Source organism: Kitasatospora gansuensis (assembly GCF_014203705.1).
In the GTDB taxonomy this organism is placed as follows: Bacteria; Actinomycetota; Actinomycetes; order Streptomycetales; family Streptomycetaceae; genus Kitasatospora; species Kitasatospora gansuensis.
Genome location: NZ_JACHJR010000001.1, coordinates 4073949 through 4090947, shown reverse-complemented (window position 1 = coordinate 4090947; position 16999 = coordinate 4073949). Strand labels below are relative to the sequence as shown.

The following is a 16999-nucleotide window of genomic DNA, read 5'->3' as shown; positions in this document are numbered from 1 at the left end:
TACTCCCACACCGGAGTACGGGCCCAAGCCCGTTCAGCGGCCCTCGTGGGCGTCCGCGTTCGCCACGATGGCGTCGCGCAGCCACTGCGCCAGGCCCGGCGCGACCCGGTCGTAGGTGGCGGTGAACCGCTCGTCGGCGACGTACATCTCGCCCAGGCAGCGGTGCATCGCGTACCCGCAGTCGTAGTAGGTGCCGGTGATCTGCTGCCGGTGTTCCTCCGCCAGCGCCATGCCCTCGGCGCTCGCCGGGGCGACGCCGGCGGTCAGGGCGGCGGCGCAGCGGACGTTGAGGGCATCGCCCTCGGCCTTGATCCGCTCCCAGTCAGCCTTGGTGTAGCGGGCGGTCCGCCGCCTGGACTCCTGCCAGGCGTCGGAGTCCCCGTACCGCTGCTCGGCCTCGGTCTCCCAGCTCTCCTGGTAGTCCGCGCCGAAGACCTCGAACTTCTCCTCCGGGGTCAGCTGAATGCCCATCCTGCTCGCCTCCATGGCGTGTTCGACCGCCGCGGCCAGTTCCTGGAGACGGCCGATCCGCGCGTGCAGCAGGTCGCGCTGCCGGCGCAGGTGCTCGGTCGGGCTGACCGTGCCGTCGTCCAGGATGGCCGCGATCTCCTCGAGGGAGAAGCCGAGTTCGCGGTAGAACAGGATCTGCTGCAGCCGGTCCAGGTCGGTGTCCCGGTAGCGGCGGTAGCCGGCCGGGGTCCGGCCACCGGGCGACAGCAGTCCGATCTCGTCGTAGTGGTGCAGGGTCCGTACCGTCACCTGGGCGATCGCGGCGACCTGACCGACCGAGAGTTCCGTGCTCATCGCTTGCTCCCTCCTTGCTGCCCCCGACTCTGCCGCCTCACGTCGCGTGAGGGTCAAGCCCGCGCCGGGCGAGCGGCCTGCTCGCGCCGTACGAGCTCGGGGCGCACGCCGTACGAGTCTCCGAGCGGGCGCCCCGGCAGCGGCCCGACCTTGGGTGTACCGGCCAATTGTCCGGGCCCGGGGGCGCTGGCGACGATGGGCGGCATGATGACCCCCTCCCTGCCCCGGCGGCTGGCCGCCGAAGCCGTCGGCACCGCCCTGCTGGCCGCCGTGCTGATCGGCTCCGGCATCCAGTCCGCCGCGCTGAGCGCGGACGGCGGGATGCGGTTCGCCGCCAACGTGCTCGCCTCGGTGCTGGCGCTGGCGGTGCTGATCGCGCTGCTCGCACCGGTCTCGGGCGCGCACTTCAACCCCTTGGTGTCGGCCGCGGTCTGGTGGACGGAGCGGCGCAGCGGCACCGGCCTGACGCTGCGTGAGCTGGGTGGGTACGTCGCCGCCCAGCTGCTCGGCGCGGTGGCCGGGGCCGGGCTGGCCAACACCATGTTCGAGCGGCCGTTCCTCGAACTCTCCGGCCGGCAGCGCTCGGCGGGACACCTCTGGCTGGCCGAGGCGGTGGCCACCGGGGTGCTGATCCTGCTGGTGTTCGGCCTGCTCAGGGCGGGCCACGGCGGCTGGGCACCGGTCGCGGTGGCCGGCTGGATCGGCGCCGCCTGCTGGGGCACCTCCTCCGGCAGCTTCGCCAACCCGGCCCTGACCGTCGGCCGCGCGCTGAGCGACAGTTACACCGGCATCGCGCCGGGCTCGGTACCGGCCTTCGTGCTGGCCCAGTGCGTGGGCGCGGCGGCCGGACTGGCGCTGGTGGCCGTGCTGTTCGGCCGCAGCCGCGACCGGGTACCGGACGACGCCCGGGAGTTGCTGGTGCGCTGAGCACCGGCCGACTCGGATCGATCTTGCGTGATACCCCCTGCTGCGCGAAAGTATGCGTGATCAACTCCGGGATGACCCGGTCCTTTTGGGGGTTTCACGTGCGAATAGCACGAATTCTGTCCGGCGCGGCCGTGCTCGCGCTGGGAGCCGGGCTGCTGCCCGGCCTCGCCCACGCCGCCGACACCGACCCGGTGCTGCACGTGAGCAGGTGGAACACCGCCTGCACCGATCAGGGCACCGGCACGGCCGCTGCGCCGTACTGCAGCGTGCAGGCCGCCGCGGACGCGGCGCAGCCGGGGCAGACCGTCGAGATCGCCAGGGCGATCTACCCGGAGACGGTGCGGCTGCCCCGCTCCGGCCGGGCCGGGGCGCCGATCGTCTTCGTCGGCGTGCCCAACCTTATGACCCCGCCCCGGATCGACGGCTTCACCCTGGTCGACGTCGAACACGTCCGGCTCACCGGGATCAGCGTCGCCCAGAGCCTCTCGGTCTCCGGCTCCCGGGACATCACCGTCGACCACGGGTCCTTCACGCTGGCGCCCCATCAGATCCGGGTGACCGACTCCAGCCGGGTCGCGGTCACCCGCAGCACCTTCACCGGGAGGCCGACCGGGACCGACCCCGCCGTCCTGGTCGAGGGGACCTCCGCCGACGTCGTGCTGGCCGGCAACGTGGTGTCCCAGGACGCCGCAGCAGCGGTCGGCACCGTCTTCGCGGTCAACGGCACGTCCGGTACCGCGATCACCGGGAACACCCTGACCCTCAACTGCGCCACGGCCGTCCGCCTCGACGGCCCGGCCACCGGCAGTGCGGTCTTCAACAACGTGGTCAAGGCGGGCGCCGCCGATCCGGCCTGCGCGTCCGCCGCCGCCGTGACGGTCGCCCCCTCGGCCACCGGCACCCGGACCGGCTCCAACCTCTTCGAACTCACCGGCAGCACCGTGCCGTACCGCTGGGCGGGCACCGCGTACCCGGCCCTGGACGCCTTCCGCACCGCCACCGGCCAGGGCGGCCACGACCTGACCGGCACGGCCGCGAGCGAGAAGCAGTACCTGTGCCAGACCCGCACGGTCCCGGTCGAGCACTCGCCGGTGATCGACTCGGCGGACGCCTCCGCACCCGGTGTGCTGCCCACCGACTTCTACGGCAGCGCCCGGGTGGACGACCCGCTGGTGGCCGACACCGGCACCGGCCACCTGGACCGGGGCGCGGTGGAGCGGCCGAACTGCACCGGCATCGACCAGAACCTGCTGGACAACGCCGTACGCATGCAGGGCGCCCGAGGCGTCAGCTTGAACTCCACCGTCTGGCAGACCTGGAACCTGCCCGGCACGCTCAGCCTCGACTGGGGTGACGGCACCAGCTCCACGACGCCCCTGCAGGGCACCACCACCTTCCAGCAGGAGCACGAGTACCAGCGGGCCGGCCAGTACTGGGTGACCCTGACCACCAAGGCCTCCGACGGGGCGACGACCACCAACCGGGTCCCGGTGAACACCGTCGGCGCGCAGTACCACCCGGTCACGCCGTTCCGGGCGCTGGACACCCGGAACGGAATCGGCGGCCCGGCCGTGAAGGTGCCCGCGAACGGCTCCCGGGTGCTCGACCTGGAGAAGCTGCTGCCGACCTCGCAGCCCGAGGGCGTGGTCCTGAACATCACGGCGGCCGACCCGGCCTCCGCCGGGTTCGTGAGCGTGTACGGGGCCGGTGCAGGGCGGCCGAACACCTCGGTGCTCAACTTCACCCCGGGCGTCACCGTCGCCAACCAGGCCACCGTCTGCTGCGCCAAGATCGAGCTGTACAACGGCTCCGGCACCGCCACCGACCTGGTGGTCGATGTCCAGGGTTACTACGCGCGGTACGCCGGCGACGGCTACCTTCCGCTGGCCCCGACCCGGGTGCTGGACACCCGGATCGACCGGGCCGCGTACGTGCCGGCCAACAGCTCGGTGACCGTCAAGGTCGCGGGCACCGGGCCGGTCCCGGCCACGGCCAGTGCGGTCACCCTCAACCTGACCGCGACCGACACCAGCACGCCGGGCTACGTCACCGCCTACCCGACCGGCAGCGACCGGCCGACCGTCTCCAACCTGAACTTCCGGGCCGGCACCACCGTGCCCAACAGCGCGGTGGTGCCGGTCGGTTCGGACGGCAGCGTGACGCTGTACAACGGCTCGGGCGCGCCGGTCAGCCTGATCGCCGACCTGCAGGGCTACTACCAGGCCGACGGCGGGCTGGCGTTCCGTCCGATGACGCCGCGCCGGATCCTCGACACCCGGGTGCTCAACCCCGCGACCAACAACGCCCTCCCGGTCTCCCCCAGCAGCTCGGTCTCGGTGTCGGCACGCTGGAGCGTGGGCTGGGACCTCGACATCGACCCGACCCGTCTGCTCGCCCCGGTGCTCAACACCACGGTCACCGGCCCGAGTTCGGCCGGCTACCTGACCGTCTACCCGACCGGGGCGACCGTGCCTGGCACCTCGAACCTCAACTTCACCGCCGGGCAGACCGTGGCCGCCGCGGCCACCACGCCGCTCAGCTCCGACGGTTCGGTGTCGTTCCTGAACGGCTCGGGCGGACGGACGGACGTGATCGCCGACCTGAACGGCTTCTTCTACCGCTGATCCCTGCCCGCCAATTGACGCTTCGTCAGATGACGTCGGCGAAGAAGTTCTTCGCCTCGGCCAGCGCGAGCTCGTCCCGGTGCACGTCACCGGGACGGCCGCCGGTGCCGAGCAGCACGCCGCCCCAGTGCATGCCCATGTAGTCGCCGGTGAGCCGGAGGGTGCCGATCAGCGGGTCGGCGTCGGAGTTGTTGCCGGAGTGCGAGGTGACACCCCAGAGGGTGCGGCCCTTCATCCGGGCGCGGAAGTCGGTCCCCGGGGCGCGGAACCAGCCGGACCAGTGGTCGAGGTAGAGCTTGACGCTGGTGGAGACGGTGTACCAGTAGAGCGGCGAGACGATCACCAGATCGGTGGCGCCGACGGTGGCCTCGAACAGCTCCCGGCCGTTGCCGGTGAGCTCGGGGTAGGTCCCGTCACCGGTGTGCCTGATGTCGTCGAACGGGTCCAGCGGGAAGTCGGTGAGGCGCAGCCAGCGCTGTCCGACCGAGGCGGGCAGGCCCTCGGCCGCCAGCCGGGCGAGCTGCTCGGTGTTGCCGTCCGAGCGGGCGGAGCCGAGCACGAAGAGGAACTGACGGTCCGTCGGAGCCGGGTCGTTGGAGATCATCCGGTGATCGTACCGACGGGCCCACGGCTCCGGACGGGACGGTCAGTCGGCCACCGCACCGACCGCGGTGACCTTCTGGATCCGGATCCGGACCAGCAGCTCGCCGGGCACCCCGTTGCGGGCCCCGTACTCCTCGGCCCGGTCCTCGCCCATGTAGCGGGCCGCGATCCGGGCGGCCCAGTGCCTGACCTCGGCCAGGTCCTCGCTGAGCGTGGCCTTGCCCCGGACCAGCACGAAGTCGAACGGCGGCCGGTCGTCGTCCACGCACAGCATCGCCCGGCCGTCCCGGGCCAGGTTGCGGCCCTTCACCGTGTCGGCGCCGGTGTTCAGCACCAGGTCGTCCCCGTCCAGCAGGAACCAGACCGGCGCCACGTGCGGGCTGCCGTCCGCCCGGGTGGTGGCGAGCTTGCCGGTACGGGTCCCGGCCGAGAGGAAGGCGCGCCACTGGGGCTCGGTCATCTGAGGCATGCCCCCATCGTGGCCGAGCCCGGCCGAGCCGCCGGGGCGCGGCGCGCCGGGTCAGCCGATCGGTTGATGCCGGGGAGCCGTGCTCGGGTGAGGATGGGTACGAAACGGACAGCACCCATGAGCGGAGGAGCCGCAGTGTCGGGCAGCAGCACGAGGGATCCGGGCACCGACCGGCTCACCGTGGTGATGTACGGCGCGTTCCTGCTGCTGCTCGGCGCCTCGCTGCTGCGCTACCTGCTCCGGCACGGCGACAGCGACCGGGCCGGCTGGGTGATCGGGCTGAGCCTGGCGCTGGCGCTGGCCCAACTGCCGGAGCTGCCCTGGCTGCGGACCGGCTCGCGCCCGGTCCGGGTGGTCCGGCTGGCCGTGGTGGCCTGGCTCTGGGCGGTCCTGGTCCTGCTCGCGCCGAGCTTCGCGTGGTGCGCGGTGCCGCTGATCTACACCGCGCTGCGCACCCTGCCGGCCCGGGCCGCGATCCCACTGGTGATCGCGATGACCGCGCTGGTGGTGTACTCCGAGGAGAAGCTCACCGGCCTCGACCCGGTCGGCCTGATCGCCCCGCCCGCCGTGGCCGGGCTGGCCACCGTGGTCTTCCTGCAGATGGAACGGCAGGCCGAACGGCAGCGCGCGCTGATCGAGGACCTGGTCTCCACCCGGACCGAACTGGCCGCCACCGAACGGCGCGAGGGCACCCTGGCGGAGCGTCAGCGGCTGGCCATCGAGATCCACGACACGCTGGCCCAGGGCCTCTCCAGCCAGCAGATGCTACTCCAGGCGGCCGACCGCACCTGGGACAGCGACCCGGCCACCGCCCGGTCCCACGTACACACCGCGGCCTCGATCGCCGCCCGCAACCTGGCCGAGGCCCGCCGCTTCGTCCGCGACCTCGCCCCGGCCGACCTGGCCGACGGGACCGGTCTCGACCAGGCGCTCCGCATCCTGGCCGAACGGGAGACCGCCGAGAGCGGACTGACCGTCCGGTGCCACCTGGACGGCACGCCGGTGCCGCTGCCGGACGCCGTCCAGAGCGCACTGCTGCGGATCGCCCAGGGCGCGCTGGCCAACGTCCGCGAGCACGCGGGGGCCAGGACCGCCGCACTCACCCTGTCCTACCTGGGCGACCAGGTGGTGCTGGACATCGGCGACGACGGGCAGGGGTTCGGCAGCCCGGCCGAGTCCGAGCCCGAGTCCGAGGGCCGGGGCCACGGGCTGCCCGCGATGCGGGCCCGGGTCCGGCAGCTCGGCGGCACGCTGAGCGTCGAGAGCACCCCCGGCGAAGGCACCGTGGTCACCGCGGCGATCCCTCTGGAGGCACCGTGACTGGAGACATCGTGAGCGGCACAACTCCCGTCCGCCTGCTGGTCTGTGACGACCACGCCGTGGTCCGGGCCGGACTGCTGGCACTGCTCGGCAGCGCCGACGACATCGAGGTGGTCGGCGCCGCCGGCAGCGGCGAGGAAGCGGTCGCCCTGGCCGACAAGCTGCACCCCCAGGTGGTCCTGATGGACCTTCAACTCGGCGACGGCATCGACGGGGTGGAGGCCACCAGCCGGATCGCCGGACGGCCCGGCGCACCCTACGTACTGGTGCTCACCACCTACGACACCGACGCCGACATCAACCGGGCGATCGCCGCCGGGGCGACCGGCTACCTGCTCAAGGCCGAACGTCCGGAAGAGCTCTTCGCCGCCATCCACGCGGCCGCCGAGGGCCGCACCACCCTCTCCCCGCCCGTTGCCTCCCGGGTGATGGCCCAGCTCCGCACCCCGGCGCCCCAACTCACCGACCGCGAACAGGAGATCCTCGCCCAGCTGGCCCAGGGCCTCGGCAACCGCGAGATCGCCCGGGCCCTCTTCATCAGCGAGGCCACCGTGAAGACCCACCTCGGCCGGATCTACGACAAGCTCGGCGTGGACACCCGCTCGGGCGCGGTCGCCGCCGCCAAGGAACGCCGCCTGCTGCGCTGACCCACCCGCAGCTCAGCGCCCCCGCTCCTCCGCCGCCCGCCCGAGCAGCACCTCGCGCTCCTTCGCGTTGCCGGTCAGCCCGGCCGCCCGCTCGAACTCCGCCGCCGCCTCGGCCGACCGCCCGAGCCGGGCCAGCAGATCGCCCCGGACCACCGGCAGCAGGTGGTACGCCCGCAGGGCCGGTTCGCCGGCCAGCTGATCCGCCAACTCCAGCCCCACCGCCGGACCGTAGGCCATGCCGAGGGCGACCGCCCGGTTCAGCTCCACCACCGGCGAGGCGGTCAGCGCGGCCAACTGCCCGTACAGCAGGGCGATCCGGACCCAGTCGGTCTGCTCCGCCGTACCGGCCCGGGCATGGCAGGCGGCGATCGCGGCCTGCACGGCGTACGGCCCCGGCTTGCCCGCCGCCAGCTTCTCGGCCCGTTCGAGCGCCACCAGCCCCCGGCCGATCAGCAGGTGGTCCCAGCGGCCGCGGTCCTGCTCCAGCAGCAGCACCGGCTCGCCGTCCGGCCCGGTCCTGGCCCTGATCCGGGACGCCTGGAGCTCCAACAGGGCCACCAGCCCGTGCACTTCGGGCTCGGCGGGGGCCAGCCCGGCCAGCACCCGGCCGAGCCGCAGCGCCTCCTCGCAGAGCGCGGGCCGCATCCAGTCGTCACCGGCGGTCGCCGAGTAGCCCTCGTTGAAGATCAGGTAGATCACCTCGAGCACGGCCGCCAGCCGCTCCGCCAACTCCCGCCCACCGGGCACCTCGAACGGGACCGCGGCCTCCGCCAGGGTGCGCTTGGCCCGGACGATCCGCTGCGCCACCGTCGTCTCGGCGACCAGGTAGGCCCGGGCGATCTCCCGAGTGGTCAGGCCGCCGAGCAGCCGCAGGGTGAGGGCGACCCGGGCCTCCAGCGGGAGCGCGGGGTGGCAGGTGGTGAAGACCAGCCGGAGCAGGTCGTCCTCGATCTCCGCCGGGTCGGGCTCGGGCGCCGCCGTCTCCAGCCGCTGCCCGAGCTCGGCCAGCTTGCGGTCCAGCACCCGCTGCCGGCGGATCAGGTCGACCGCCCGGCGCTTCGCGGTGGTGGTCAGCCAGGCGGCCGGGTTCCGCGGCACCCCTTCCACCGGCCACTGCTCCAGCGCGGCGACCAGCGCGTCCTGCGCCAGCTCCTCGGCCAGCCCGACGTCGCGGACCAGCCGGGCCAGCACCGCGATCACCTTGGCGGACTCGATCCGCCAGACCGCCTCGACCGTACGGCGGGCCGCCGCGGCAGGATCCTCGGAAGTCTGATGGGCCGTCACGACGGTCCATCAGACCAGATCCCACCGACGGCGGCCCGGCGGACGCGCGGTCAGCCCTGCTGTCGCGCTGGCCTCTGGACGCGCGGTCAGCCCTGGGTGTCCGTACCGGCCAGACCGCGGCGCAGCACCGCCTCCCGCTCGGCCTCCTCCGGCGACAGCACGTCCACCGGGAAGTCCTCCAGCTCGAAGATCTGCCGCACCTCCAGCTCGCCCTCCTCGAACGGGGCCCTGGAGACCCACTCGACGGCCTCCTCCTTCGACTTCACCTGGAGGATCCAGAAGCCGGCCAGCAGCTCCTTGGTCTCCGCAAACGGCCCGTCGATGACCGTCCGGCGGTCGCCGTCGAACCGGACCCGCACGCCCTTGGCGCTCGACTGGAGCCCGTCCAGGGCGAGCAGCACACCGGCCTTGGCCAGCTCCTCGTTGTACCGGCCCATGTCCGCGATCTGCTCCGCGCTGGGCAGCGCACCCGACTCGGACTCCTCGTTGCCCTTCACCAGCACCATGAACCGCATGTCGCCACGCCCTCTCCGTATCGGTGTTCCGGTGTTCCTACCTCCACGTCGATCGTGGGCGGGCGTTCTCGACCCGGCCACCGAAGAATCTCGGATTGCGCATTCCTGCTCGCGAACGCTATAAATCAAGCACATTCGAGCAGCAGGAGCCGCCGCGTGCCCAGCCAGACGATCCTGACCGTCACCCTCAACCTGGCCCTGGACGTCACCTACCACCTGGACGAGGTGCAGCGCTTCGGCAGCAACCGGGTCCGCGAGGTCAGCGCCCAGGCAGGCGGCAAGGGCGTCAACGTCTCCCGCACGCTGGCCGCCCTCGGCCACGACACGCTGGTCACCGGCCTGGCGGGCGGCCCCACCGGACAGGCCGCGACCGCCGAACTCACCGCCTCCGGCCTGACCGCCCGGCTCCTCGGCATCGCGGGCGAGAGCCGCCGCACCGTGGCCGTCGTCGAGCAGCGGGCCGGCGACGCCACCAGCTACCTCGAACCCGGCCCCACCGTCACCCCGGCGGAGTGGCAGTCCTTCCTGGCCCTCTACCGCTCACTGCTCGCCGACACCGGCGTGGTGGTCCTCTCCGGCAGCCTCCCCGCCGGACTGCCGCCGGACGCCTACCGCACCCTCGGCGAACTGGCCCGCGACCGGCAGATCCCGGTCCTGCTCGACGCCGAAGGCCCCGCCCTCCTGCACGGCCTGGCCGCCCACCCCACCCTGGTCAAGCCCAACCAACACGAACTCGCCGCAACCACCGGCACCGAGGACCCCCACGAGGGCGCCCGCCGCCTCCGCGCCCTCGGCGCCACCTCGGTCGCCGCCTCCCTCGGCCCGAACGGCCTGATCGCCACCACCCCCACCGGCACCTGGCACGCCACCCCACCCACCCGCGTCCCCGGCAACCCCACCGGCGCAGGCGACGCGGCGGTGGCCGCCCTCGCGATCGGCCTGCTGCACGGCACCCCCTGGCCGGACCGCCTCAGGCAGGCCGTCGCCCTCTCCGCCGCCACCGTCCTCACCCCCCAGGCCGGCCACTTCGACGCCGAGACGTACGCCCGCCTGCCCGACCTGGTCGAGATCTCTCAACTCACCTGAGCTATCGGCCTGTTGTCGCCTGACCCACAACACGCGGGGCCGCAGGCGTGATGCCTGCGGCCCCGCTCGGGTGACGTCGGATCAGGAAGGGTCGCCGTACTGGAGACCGCGTCCGTTGGTGCCGATGTAGACGCGGCCGTAGGTGTCGGGGTCGCCGGTGACGATGCCCTGGCCGGCGAAGTTACCCCACTGGTGGGCGTCGTCGTTGATGCGGACCCAGGTGGCGCCCTTGTCGGTGGAGCGGAAGACTCCGGCGACGTCCTTGACGGTGCCGATCAGGTACAGGGCCTGGTAGGAGGCGCCCGGTGCGGCCTTGCCGTAGCCGAGGCCGGTGGCGGACTTCACCGTGGTGAGCGTGGTGAAGGTGCGGCCGCCGTCGGTGGAGTGCAACAGCCCCTTGCCGCCGTCGGCGATCCACAGGTCACCGGCGATGCCGGGGACGGCGGTGAGCCGGCCGGAGGGCAGGTTGCCGGCCCGGGCGGAGAAGGTCGCGCCGCCGTCGGTGCTGGCGTGGAGCGTGCCGCCGGCCAGGGAGTAGAAGGTGTTGGCCGCGGACCGGTCGGCGACGACCACGGCGTCGGTGCCCAGGCCGCTGACCTTCGACCAGCTCGCCCCCTTGTCGGTCGAGCGGTACGGGGCCTGGCCCACCTCGGCCCAGACGATGCTGGAACCGTCCGCCGCGATCGCGATGTGGCCGCTGTCCGCGCTGCCCACCGGCTCCGCCTTGAAGCCGTTCCAGTTGAGGCCGCCGTCGGTGGAGTAGGCGCCGTCCTGCTCGCCGCCACGCCCGACCCGGACCATCGTCGAGGGGTTGGACTGCGCGAAGTCGATGTCGGAACTGTGGTAGATCGTCGGGCTGTTCAGCCGCCCGGCGGGCACCTTGTTCAGCGAGTCGTACCGGAAACCGCCCTGGTCGCCCATGGAGGTGAGCAGGGTGGCGCCGCCGGGCGGAGCGATCGCGTCCGCCAGCGCGGTCTCCTCGAGACCGCGGGCTCCGACGGTCCAGTGGCTGGTGCCGCCGCCGTCGGTGGCGTTGGCGTCCTTGCTGGCCCAGATGCCGTTCCCGGTGCCGTACAGCACGTGCCCGGAGTCGAAGGGATCGATGGACAGGGCGGTCATCCAGTGCCCGATGCCGGTACCGAGGTACGGGGCGGCGGAGGCGTCCCGCACCGACTTCGCGGCCTGCGCCTTCCAGGTCGTGCCGCCGTCGGTGGAGCGGTAGATCTCGTCCTCGGGCCACCAGCGGTCGAGGGTGGTGACCATCACCGTGGACGGCTTCTGCGGGTCGACGGCCAGACCGGCGAACCCGTAACTGCCCTGGGACGGGGAGATGTTCTTCCACGCCCCGCCGGACGGCGTGTACTTCCACACCGAACCCGCCGTCACGCCGTTGGGCCCGAGGGCGTTGGTGTACGTCAGGTACAGCGAGCCGTCACCGGCCGGCACGCCGTGCTGCGGCAGTTGGCCGGTGGGCTGGCCGGATACGGCCTGCCAGGTGCCGCCGCCGTCGGTGGAGCGGTAGAGGTTGGTGGACTTGTCGGCGACACCGACGTAGATCGTCCTGCTGCCGGCCGGGCCGTACGTCACGAAGGTGATGCCCCCGCCGCTGCTCGCCCCGTTCTTGACCGGGAACGAGGAGACCTGACTCCACGTCACACCGTGGTCGGTGCTGCGCCACAGGCCGTTCTTGCGGCTGCCCAGCAGCAGGGTCTCGTGGTCCGCCGGGTCGATCACCAACCGCTCACCCGCCCCGCGGCCGTCCTCGTTGCTGCCCAGCTTGAACGGCAGATCGGTGCGCTGGAAGGTCCGGCCGCGGTCGCCGGAGCGCAGGATCGCGCCGTTGCCGGCCCACTCGTTGGTGTAGGTGCCCGCCGCGAGGTAGAGCCGGTTGGGGTCGACCGGGTCGGTGGCCACCGCATCGATGCCCTGCAGGTTCCAGTCCTTCTCGCCGACCCAGTCGGTCAGCGGGATCCACTGCTCGGCCCCGGTGTCCCAGCGGTAGGCGCCGCCCATGTCGGTGCGCCCGTACAGCAGGCCCTTCTCCTTCTGGTTGAAGACCAGCCCGGTGACGTAACCACCACCCACCACCTGGGCGTTCTGCCACACGTACGAGCCGTTCCCGCCCTGCGCCCCACCGGGCCCGGACGGCGGGGCCTCGGCCGTCTTCACCAGCTTCCACTGCTGGTTGCTGCTGCCCTTGCCGGGCCACTGGATGATCTGCGCGCCTTGGTCCGGGGAGCTTCCGGACACGTCCAGCACCTGCCCGCTCCTGCGGGAGGTGAAGGTGACGGCGTCGGAGCCGCTCACATCCTCGATCCGCCACTGCTGGGAGGCCGAGGAACTGTCCGTCTGCTGCTCGGCGACCGCCGCCTGGGCGGTCGAGCCGCCCGCTATGCCCAGCACCTTGCCGCTGTTGCGGTTCACCAGCTCGTACCAGCCGTCCCCGGTGGGCTTCAGCCGCCACTGCTGGTTCGCGGTGTTCTGGTCGGTCCACTGCTGGAGCCGGGTGCCGTCGGCGGTGGAGAAGCCGTTGACGTCCAGCACCTTGCCGCTGCGTACGGAGACCAGCCGGTAGTAGGCACCGTCCTCCACCGCCGCGGCCTGGGAGTCCTCCTGGGTGAACAGGAAGTACGGCACCGCGGCGAGCGGCACGGCGAGCAGCAGAGCGGCGGCGCTCCAGCGACGGCGGTGACGCCCGCGGCGCCCGCCGTTCGAGGGGTTGCTCATGGGTGGACGTTCTCCTTGCGAACTGGTCTCGAGAGAAAGGTGGACCCGGGCACCGGCACTGCCCGGGTCCACCCCCTTGTGGTCACCGACCCCGCAAAGGGTTGCCACGAGCCGAGAGCTTTTTCGCTCACCACATGCCGGCGTCCGCCCTCGACGAGCTGCCAGAAACGAAAAGACCCAGGTCAGTTGGTGCCTGACCTGGGTCTCAGTACGGTGGGCCGCCAGGGGCTCGAACCCTGAACCTACGGATTAAAAGTCCGCAGCTCTGCCAATTGAGCTAGCGGCCCATCAGCCTGCGCCCCCGTCATACCTGGGCGCCGCCACCGTGATCCTACCCGGTGCCCCCTGCTGTCTGGCCACCAGATTGCCGTGCGCGCCGCGCCCGCCGTCAGGCGCTGCCGGCGAGGTGCGCCGCCCGCACCCGGCGCAGCCAGGCTTCGGCCGGCGCCTCGTCCGGAGCGGCCGGCAGCACACCGGGACGGCCGAAGCGGTCTTCGGCGTCGGCGAGCAGCGACGCGGCGAGGTCCGGGTGGTCGGCGATGCGTTCGCCGAAGGCGCGGACCCCGTCCGGGTCGGCGAGCCGGATCTCCAGGTGGCCGGTCTCGTGCAGGGCGATGCCCTGGCGGACCAGACGGATCAGGTGGCGGGCGTGTTTGGCGGCCCGGGCCCTGGTGACCGGGTCGGTGGTGTCCCGGGTGGTCAGTTTCCTGAACTGCTGGGTGGCGTAGCCGAGATAGGAGTTCTTGACCGCGCGCTCGCTGAGGAAGCTGGTACGGATCGCGATCAGTTCCTCGCCGAGCGGCGTACGCACCTCGTACAGCTCCTCGGGCAGCCAGACCAGTTCGGACGCGGTCGGGTTGCCGCCGAGGGCGAGGCGGCACCACTTGGCCGCCTCGTGCAGGGTGCGGTCGGGCGAGGTGGTGACGTGCGACTCGGACGGGCGGTGCAGGCCGTGGAACTCCTCGGTGGGCGCCGCGAACAGGCCGAGCCGGTCGAGGTCGGAGCCCGCGTGCGCGAGCCCGTACGCGGTGGAACCGACGATGCCGGAGAGCAGGACGTGCATGGGTGCGCCTCCTCGGCGGCCGCTGGCAGTCACCGCAGTCTCCCGGCTCCGGCGCCCGGAAGTCGAACAGTTATCCAGTCCCGGGCGGCGACACATCAGGAGCGCTGCACCCGCCCGGCCCGCGCCCCACCGATACTGGCCCCATGGCGAACAGCGGGATCCCGACGGCGAAGCTCCGCGGCTGGTGGGCGCACCGGCAGTGGCTGGACGGCGGCCACCCGGGCGCCTCGGCGGCCGAGGTGCTGACGGCCACCGGCTGGGCCCGGTCGGTCGGCGGCGCGGCCCCGTACCTGGGCCTGTTCGCCCGGGCCGGGCTGGACCGGGTGGCGGTGGACGCCGCCGTGGCCGCACTGGAGGTGCACGAGCTGCCGTCCGCCCGGGGCTGCACGTACGTGCTCCCGGCGGCCGACTTCGCCCTCGGCCTGGCGGCCGGGGCCGCCGCGCCCGAGAGCGACGTGGCGATGGCCGGGAAGCACCTCGGCGTGAGCCGGGACGAGATCGAGAAACTCTGCCTGGCGATCTCCCAAGTCCTCTCCGACACCGACCCGTTGGAGCCCCCGGCGATCCGCGCGGCGGTCGGCGACGCGGTCCGCGGCCTCGGCGACGCAGGTCGCAAACGCGGCCGGACCACCACCCTGCCGATCGCCCTCGGCCTGCTGCAGGCCCGGGGGCTGATCCGCCGGGTCCCCGTCAACGGCCGCCTGGACCAACAGCGTTACGGCTACGTCAGCTGGGACCAGCCGGTCCACGGTTCCGCCACCGAGCTGGCCGAGCGGTACTTCTCCTGGGCCGCCCCGGCCTCGATCAAGCACTTCCGCTGGTTCACCGGCTTCACCGCCGCCACCGCGAAGGCCGCCACCGCCCCGCTCGACCTGGCCGAACTACCCGGCACCGACCTGCTGATTCCCACTCAACTCCAGCTCGAATTCGACGAGTTCAGCACTCCCACCACGCCGTCGTACGCGCTGCTGGCCGGCATCGACGGCCTGCACCTGCTGCACCGCGACCTGCCCCGCCTGCTCGACCCCGCCGACGCCGAGCGCTCCTCCCCCGCCGCCAAGGACGGCCGCAGTTTCGGCACCGAGGCCGACCCGCAGAGCCACCTGGTGGTGGACCGGGGCCGGATCGTCGGGATCTGGGAGTACGACCCCGAGGAGGGCGAGATCGTCCACCAGCTCTTCGTGCCGCCCGACGAGGCGCTGCGCGAGGCGGTGGCCAGGACCGAGAGCTTCGTCCGGGACCAGCTCGGCGACGCCCGCGGCTTCAGCCTCGACTCACCGAAGAGCCGCGCCCCGAAGATCGCCGCCATCCGGGCCGCCTCAGCCGCCTCCCGGTGACCAGGTAGGCAGCCCCGCAACCACCCGCTCCGGCCCATCGGTTACGGTCGGCCCATGAGTGATGAAGTGATCCTGATCACCGGCGGCGGCCGCGGCATCGGCGCCGCCACCGCACTGCTGGCCGCCGAACGCGGCTACCGGGTGTGCGTCAACTACCGCACCGACGAGGCCGCGGCGGCCGGCGTGGTGGAGCGGATCGAGGCGGCCGGCGGCAGCGCGCTCGCGGTCCGGGCGGACGTCAGCCGCAGCACCGAGGTCGAGCGCCTGTTCCGCACCGTGGACGAGGAGTTCGGCCCGCTCACCGCTCTGGTGAACAACGCCGGGACGCTGGAGAAGCAGGGCCGCCTGGACGAGCTGGACGAGGACCGGCTGGCCCGGATCTGGGCCGCCAACATCACCGGCCCGTTCCTCTGCGCGGGCGCCGCCGTCCGCCGGATGTCCACCCGGTACGGCGGCCGGGGCGGGGCGATCGTGAACGTCTCCTCCGCCGCCTCCCGGCTCGGCTCGCCCAACGAGTACGTCGACTACGCCGCCTCCAAGGGCGCGTTGGACAGCATGACCACCGGACTGGCCCTGGAGGTCGCCGCCGAGGGCATCCGGGTCAACGCCGTCCGCCCCGGCCTGATCCACACCGACATCCACGCCCTCGGCGGCGAACCCGCCCGGGTGGACCGGGTCGGACCGCTGCTCCCGATGGGCCGGGGCGGCCGCCCGGAGGAGGTCGCCGAGGGCATCCTGTACCTGCTCTCGCCCGGCGCCTCGTACGTCACCGGCGCCTTCCTCGACCTGGCCGGCGGCCGCTGACCAACGGCCGTCCCGGTTGCCGGAATTCGCCCTTCCCCCCGTGCCGTGCACGCTACGGTGACGGCCATGACGACCGACCGTGAGTTCGATGCCACGTCCACCCTCCTCGCCGTACCCGACGTGCAGAACTTCCGCGACGCGGGGGTGGGCGGCCTCCGCACCGGCCTGCTGTTCCGCTCCGGCTCCCTCAACCGGATGACCCCGGACGGCGCCCAGCGGCTGAAGGCCCTCGGCGTCCGGACCGTCATCGACCTGCGCACCGCGGCCGAGCTCGCCGTCTGGCCGAACGAGCGCCACGGCCTGACGTACCGGCAGCACCACCTCCCGCTGGTCCCGGACAACGACGGCTCGAAGCCGACCTGGCCGGCCACCCAGGCGGAGGCCTACCCCTTCATGGCCGAGGTCGGCGGGCCCGCCGTGGCCGGCGCCGTCCGCCGGCTGGCCGAGCCGGACGCCTTCCCCGCCGTGATCCACTGCGCCGTCGGCAAGGACCGCACCGGCCTCACCATCGCGGTGATCCACTCACTGGCCGGCCTCTCCGAGGCCGAGATCATGACCGACTACCTGCGCTCCAACGCCGGCCTCGGCCTCGACCAGGGCCCGCTCCCCTACACCGACGAACACGGCCGCCAACAGTTCGCCCACCCGGTCCGCTCCGACAACCTCCTCGCGGCCCTGGCCCGGATCGACGCCCTGCACGGCTCCATCCCCGCCTACCTCCGCGCCCACGGCGTCACCGACACCGAGCTCGACACCCTCCGGGACGCCCTCCGCCCGTAACCGCCAGCG

Annotated in this window: 15 protein-coding genes and 1 tRNA gene; 8 read left to right on the top strand and 8 right to left on the bottom strand. The window is 72.9% G+C overall.

Translation table 11 applies throughout. From position 1 onward, the window contains the following. Positions 1–33: 33 nt before the first annotated feature. A complete protein-coding gene (locus F4556_RS18040; protein WP_184916978.1) occupies positions 34–804 on the bottom strand; it encodes a MerR family transcriptional regulator in 771 nt (256 codons plus the stop codon). A 204-nt stretch (positions 805–1008) separates the two neighbouring features. Here F4556_RS18040 and F4556_RS18035 point away from each other — a divergent pair, with 204 nt between their 5' ends. Both F4556_RS18035 and F4556_RS18030 read left to right on the top strand, forming a co-directional pair. After that, positions 1009–1731 carry an aquaporin gene (locus F4556_RS18035; protein WP_313068351.1) on the top strand — a complete coding sequence of 241 codons (723 nt, stop codon included), beginning with the start codon at positions 1009–1011 and terminating at the stop codon, positions 1729–1731. Positions 1732–1829: 98 nt separating this feature from the next. Then, the gene (locus F4556_RS18030) at positions 1830–4355 is read left to right on the top strand and encodes a right-handed parallel beta-helix repeat-containing protein (RefSeq protein ID WP_184916975.1); all 2526 of its coding nucleotides are present in this window, start codon (positions 1830–1832) and stop codon (positions 4353–4355) included. A 25-nt stretch (positions 4356–4380) separates the two neighbouring features. On the opposite strand, the gene F4556_RS18025 is transcribed toward F4556_RS18030, so the two are convergent. Both F4556_RS18025 and F4556_RS18020 read right to left on the bottom strand, forming a co-directional pair. Beyond that, positions 4381–4959 carry a flavodoxin family protein gene (locus F4556_RS18025; protein WP_184916972.1) on the bottom strand — a complete coding sequence of 193 codons (579 nt, stop codon included), beginning with the start codon at positions 4957–4959 and terminating at the stop codon, positions 4381–4383. 42 nt (positions 4960–5001) lie between these two features. Then, entirely contained in the window at positions 5002–5427 is a 426-nt protein-coding gene (locus tag F4556_RS18020) for a PPOX class F420-dependent oxidoreductase (RefSeq protein WP_184916969.1), read from the bottom strand. Between the two features lie 117 nt (positions 5428–5544). On the opposite strand from F4556_RS18020, the gene F4556_RS18015 reads away from it, so the two are divergent. After that, positions 5545–6747: a sensor histidine kinase gene (locus F4556_RS18015; RefSeq protein WP_246511039.1), complete on the top strand. Its 1203-nt coding sequence runs from the start codon at positions 5545–5547 to the stop codon at positions 6745–6747. Then, positions 6744–7394 carry a response regulator gene (locus tag F4556_RS18010; RefSeq protein ID WP_313068350.1) on the top strand — a complete coding sequence of 217 codons (651 nt, stop codon included), beginning with the start codon at positions 6744–6746 and terminating at the stop codon, positions 7392–7394. The genes F4556_RS18015 and F4556_RS18010 overlap by 4 nt, the downstream gene beginning before the upstream one ends. Before the next feature lie 12 nt (positions 7395–7406). Here the strand turns inward: F4556_RS18010 and F4556_RS18005 are convergent, their stop codons facing one another. Beyond that, positions 7407–8678, bottom strand: a complete 1272-nt coding sequence (locus F4556_RS18005; protein WP_184916966.1) for an RNA polymerase sigma factor — start codon at positions 8676–8678, stop codon at positions 7407–7409. Between the two features lie 86 nt (positions 8679–8764). Beyond that, entirely contained in the window at positions 8765–9193 is a 429-nt protein-coding gene (locus F4556_RS18000) for a YciI family protein (protein WP_184916963.1), read from the bottom strand. 156 nt (positions 9194–9349) lie between these two features. Between F4556_RS18000 and F4556_RS17995 the strand changes: the two genes are divergently transcribed. Continuing rightward, a complete protein-coding gene (locus F4556_RS17995; protein ID WP_313068349.1) occupies positions 9350–10279 on the top strand; it encodes a 1-phosphofructokinase family hexose kinase in 930 nt (309 codons plus the stop codon). Positions 10280–10360: 81 nt separating this feature from the next. Here F4556_RS17995 and F4556_RS17990 read toward each other — a convergent pair whose 3' ends face one another. The 3 genes from F4556_RS17990 to F4556_RS17980 form a co-directional block, all read right to left on the bottom strand. Then, entirely contained in the window at positions 10361–13006 is a 2646-nt protein-coding gene (locus F4556_RS17990; protein WP_184916959.1) for an RICIN domain-containing protein, read from the bottom strand. 214 nt (positions 13007–13220) lie between these two features. Continuing rightward, a tRNA-Lys gene (locus tag F4556_RS17985) sits at positions 13221–13293 on the bottom strand. 101 nt (positions 13294–13394) lie between these two features. Beyond that, entirely contained in the window at positions 13395–14069 is a 675-nt protein-coding gene (locus tag F4556_RS17980; RefSeq protein WP_184916956.1) for a nucleotidyltransferase domain-containing protein, read from the bottom strand. A 143-nt stretch (positions 14070–14212) separates the two neighbouring features. Between F4556_RS17980 and F4556_RS17975 the strand changes: the two genes are divergently transcribed. From F4556_RS17975 to F4556_RS17965, 3 genes are all read left to right on the top strand, one after another. Further along, the gene (locus F4556_RS17975; RefSeq protein WP_184916953.1) at positions 14213–15406 is read left to right on the top strand and encodes a DNA glycosylase AlkZ-like family protein; all 1194 of its coding nucleotides are present in this window, start codon (positions 14213–14215) and stop codon (positions 15404–15406) included. A 54-nt stretch (positions 15407–15460) separates the two neighbouring features. Then, positions 15461–16210, top strand: coding sequence for an SDR family oxidoreductase (locus F4556_RS17970; protein ID WP_184916950.1), 750 nt, complete (start codon positions 15461–15463; stop codon positions 16208–16210). A 66-nt stretch (positions 16211–16276) separates the two neighbouring features. Beyond that, positions 16277–16990, top strand: a complete 714-nt coding sequence (locus F4556_RS17965; protein WP_184916947.1) for a tyrosine-protein phosphatase — start codon at positions 16277–16279, stop codon at positions 16988–16990. Positions 16991–16999: the final 9 nt, after the last annotated feature.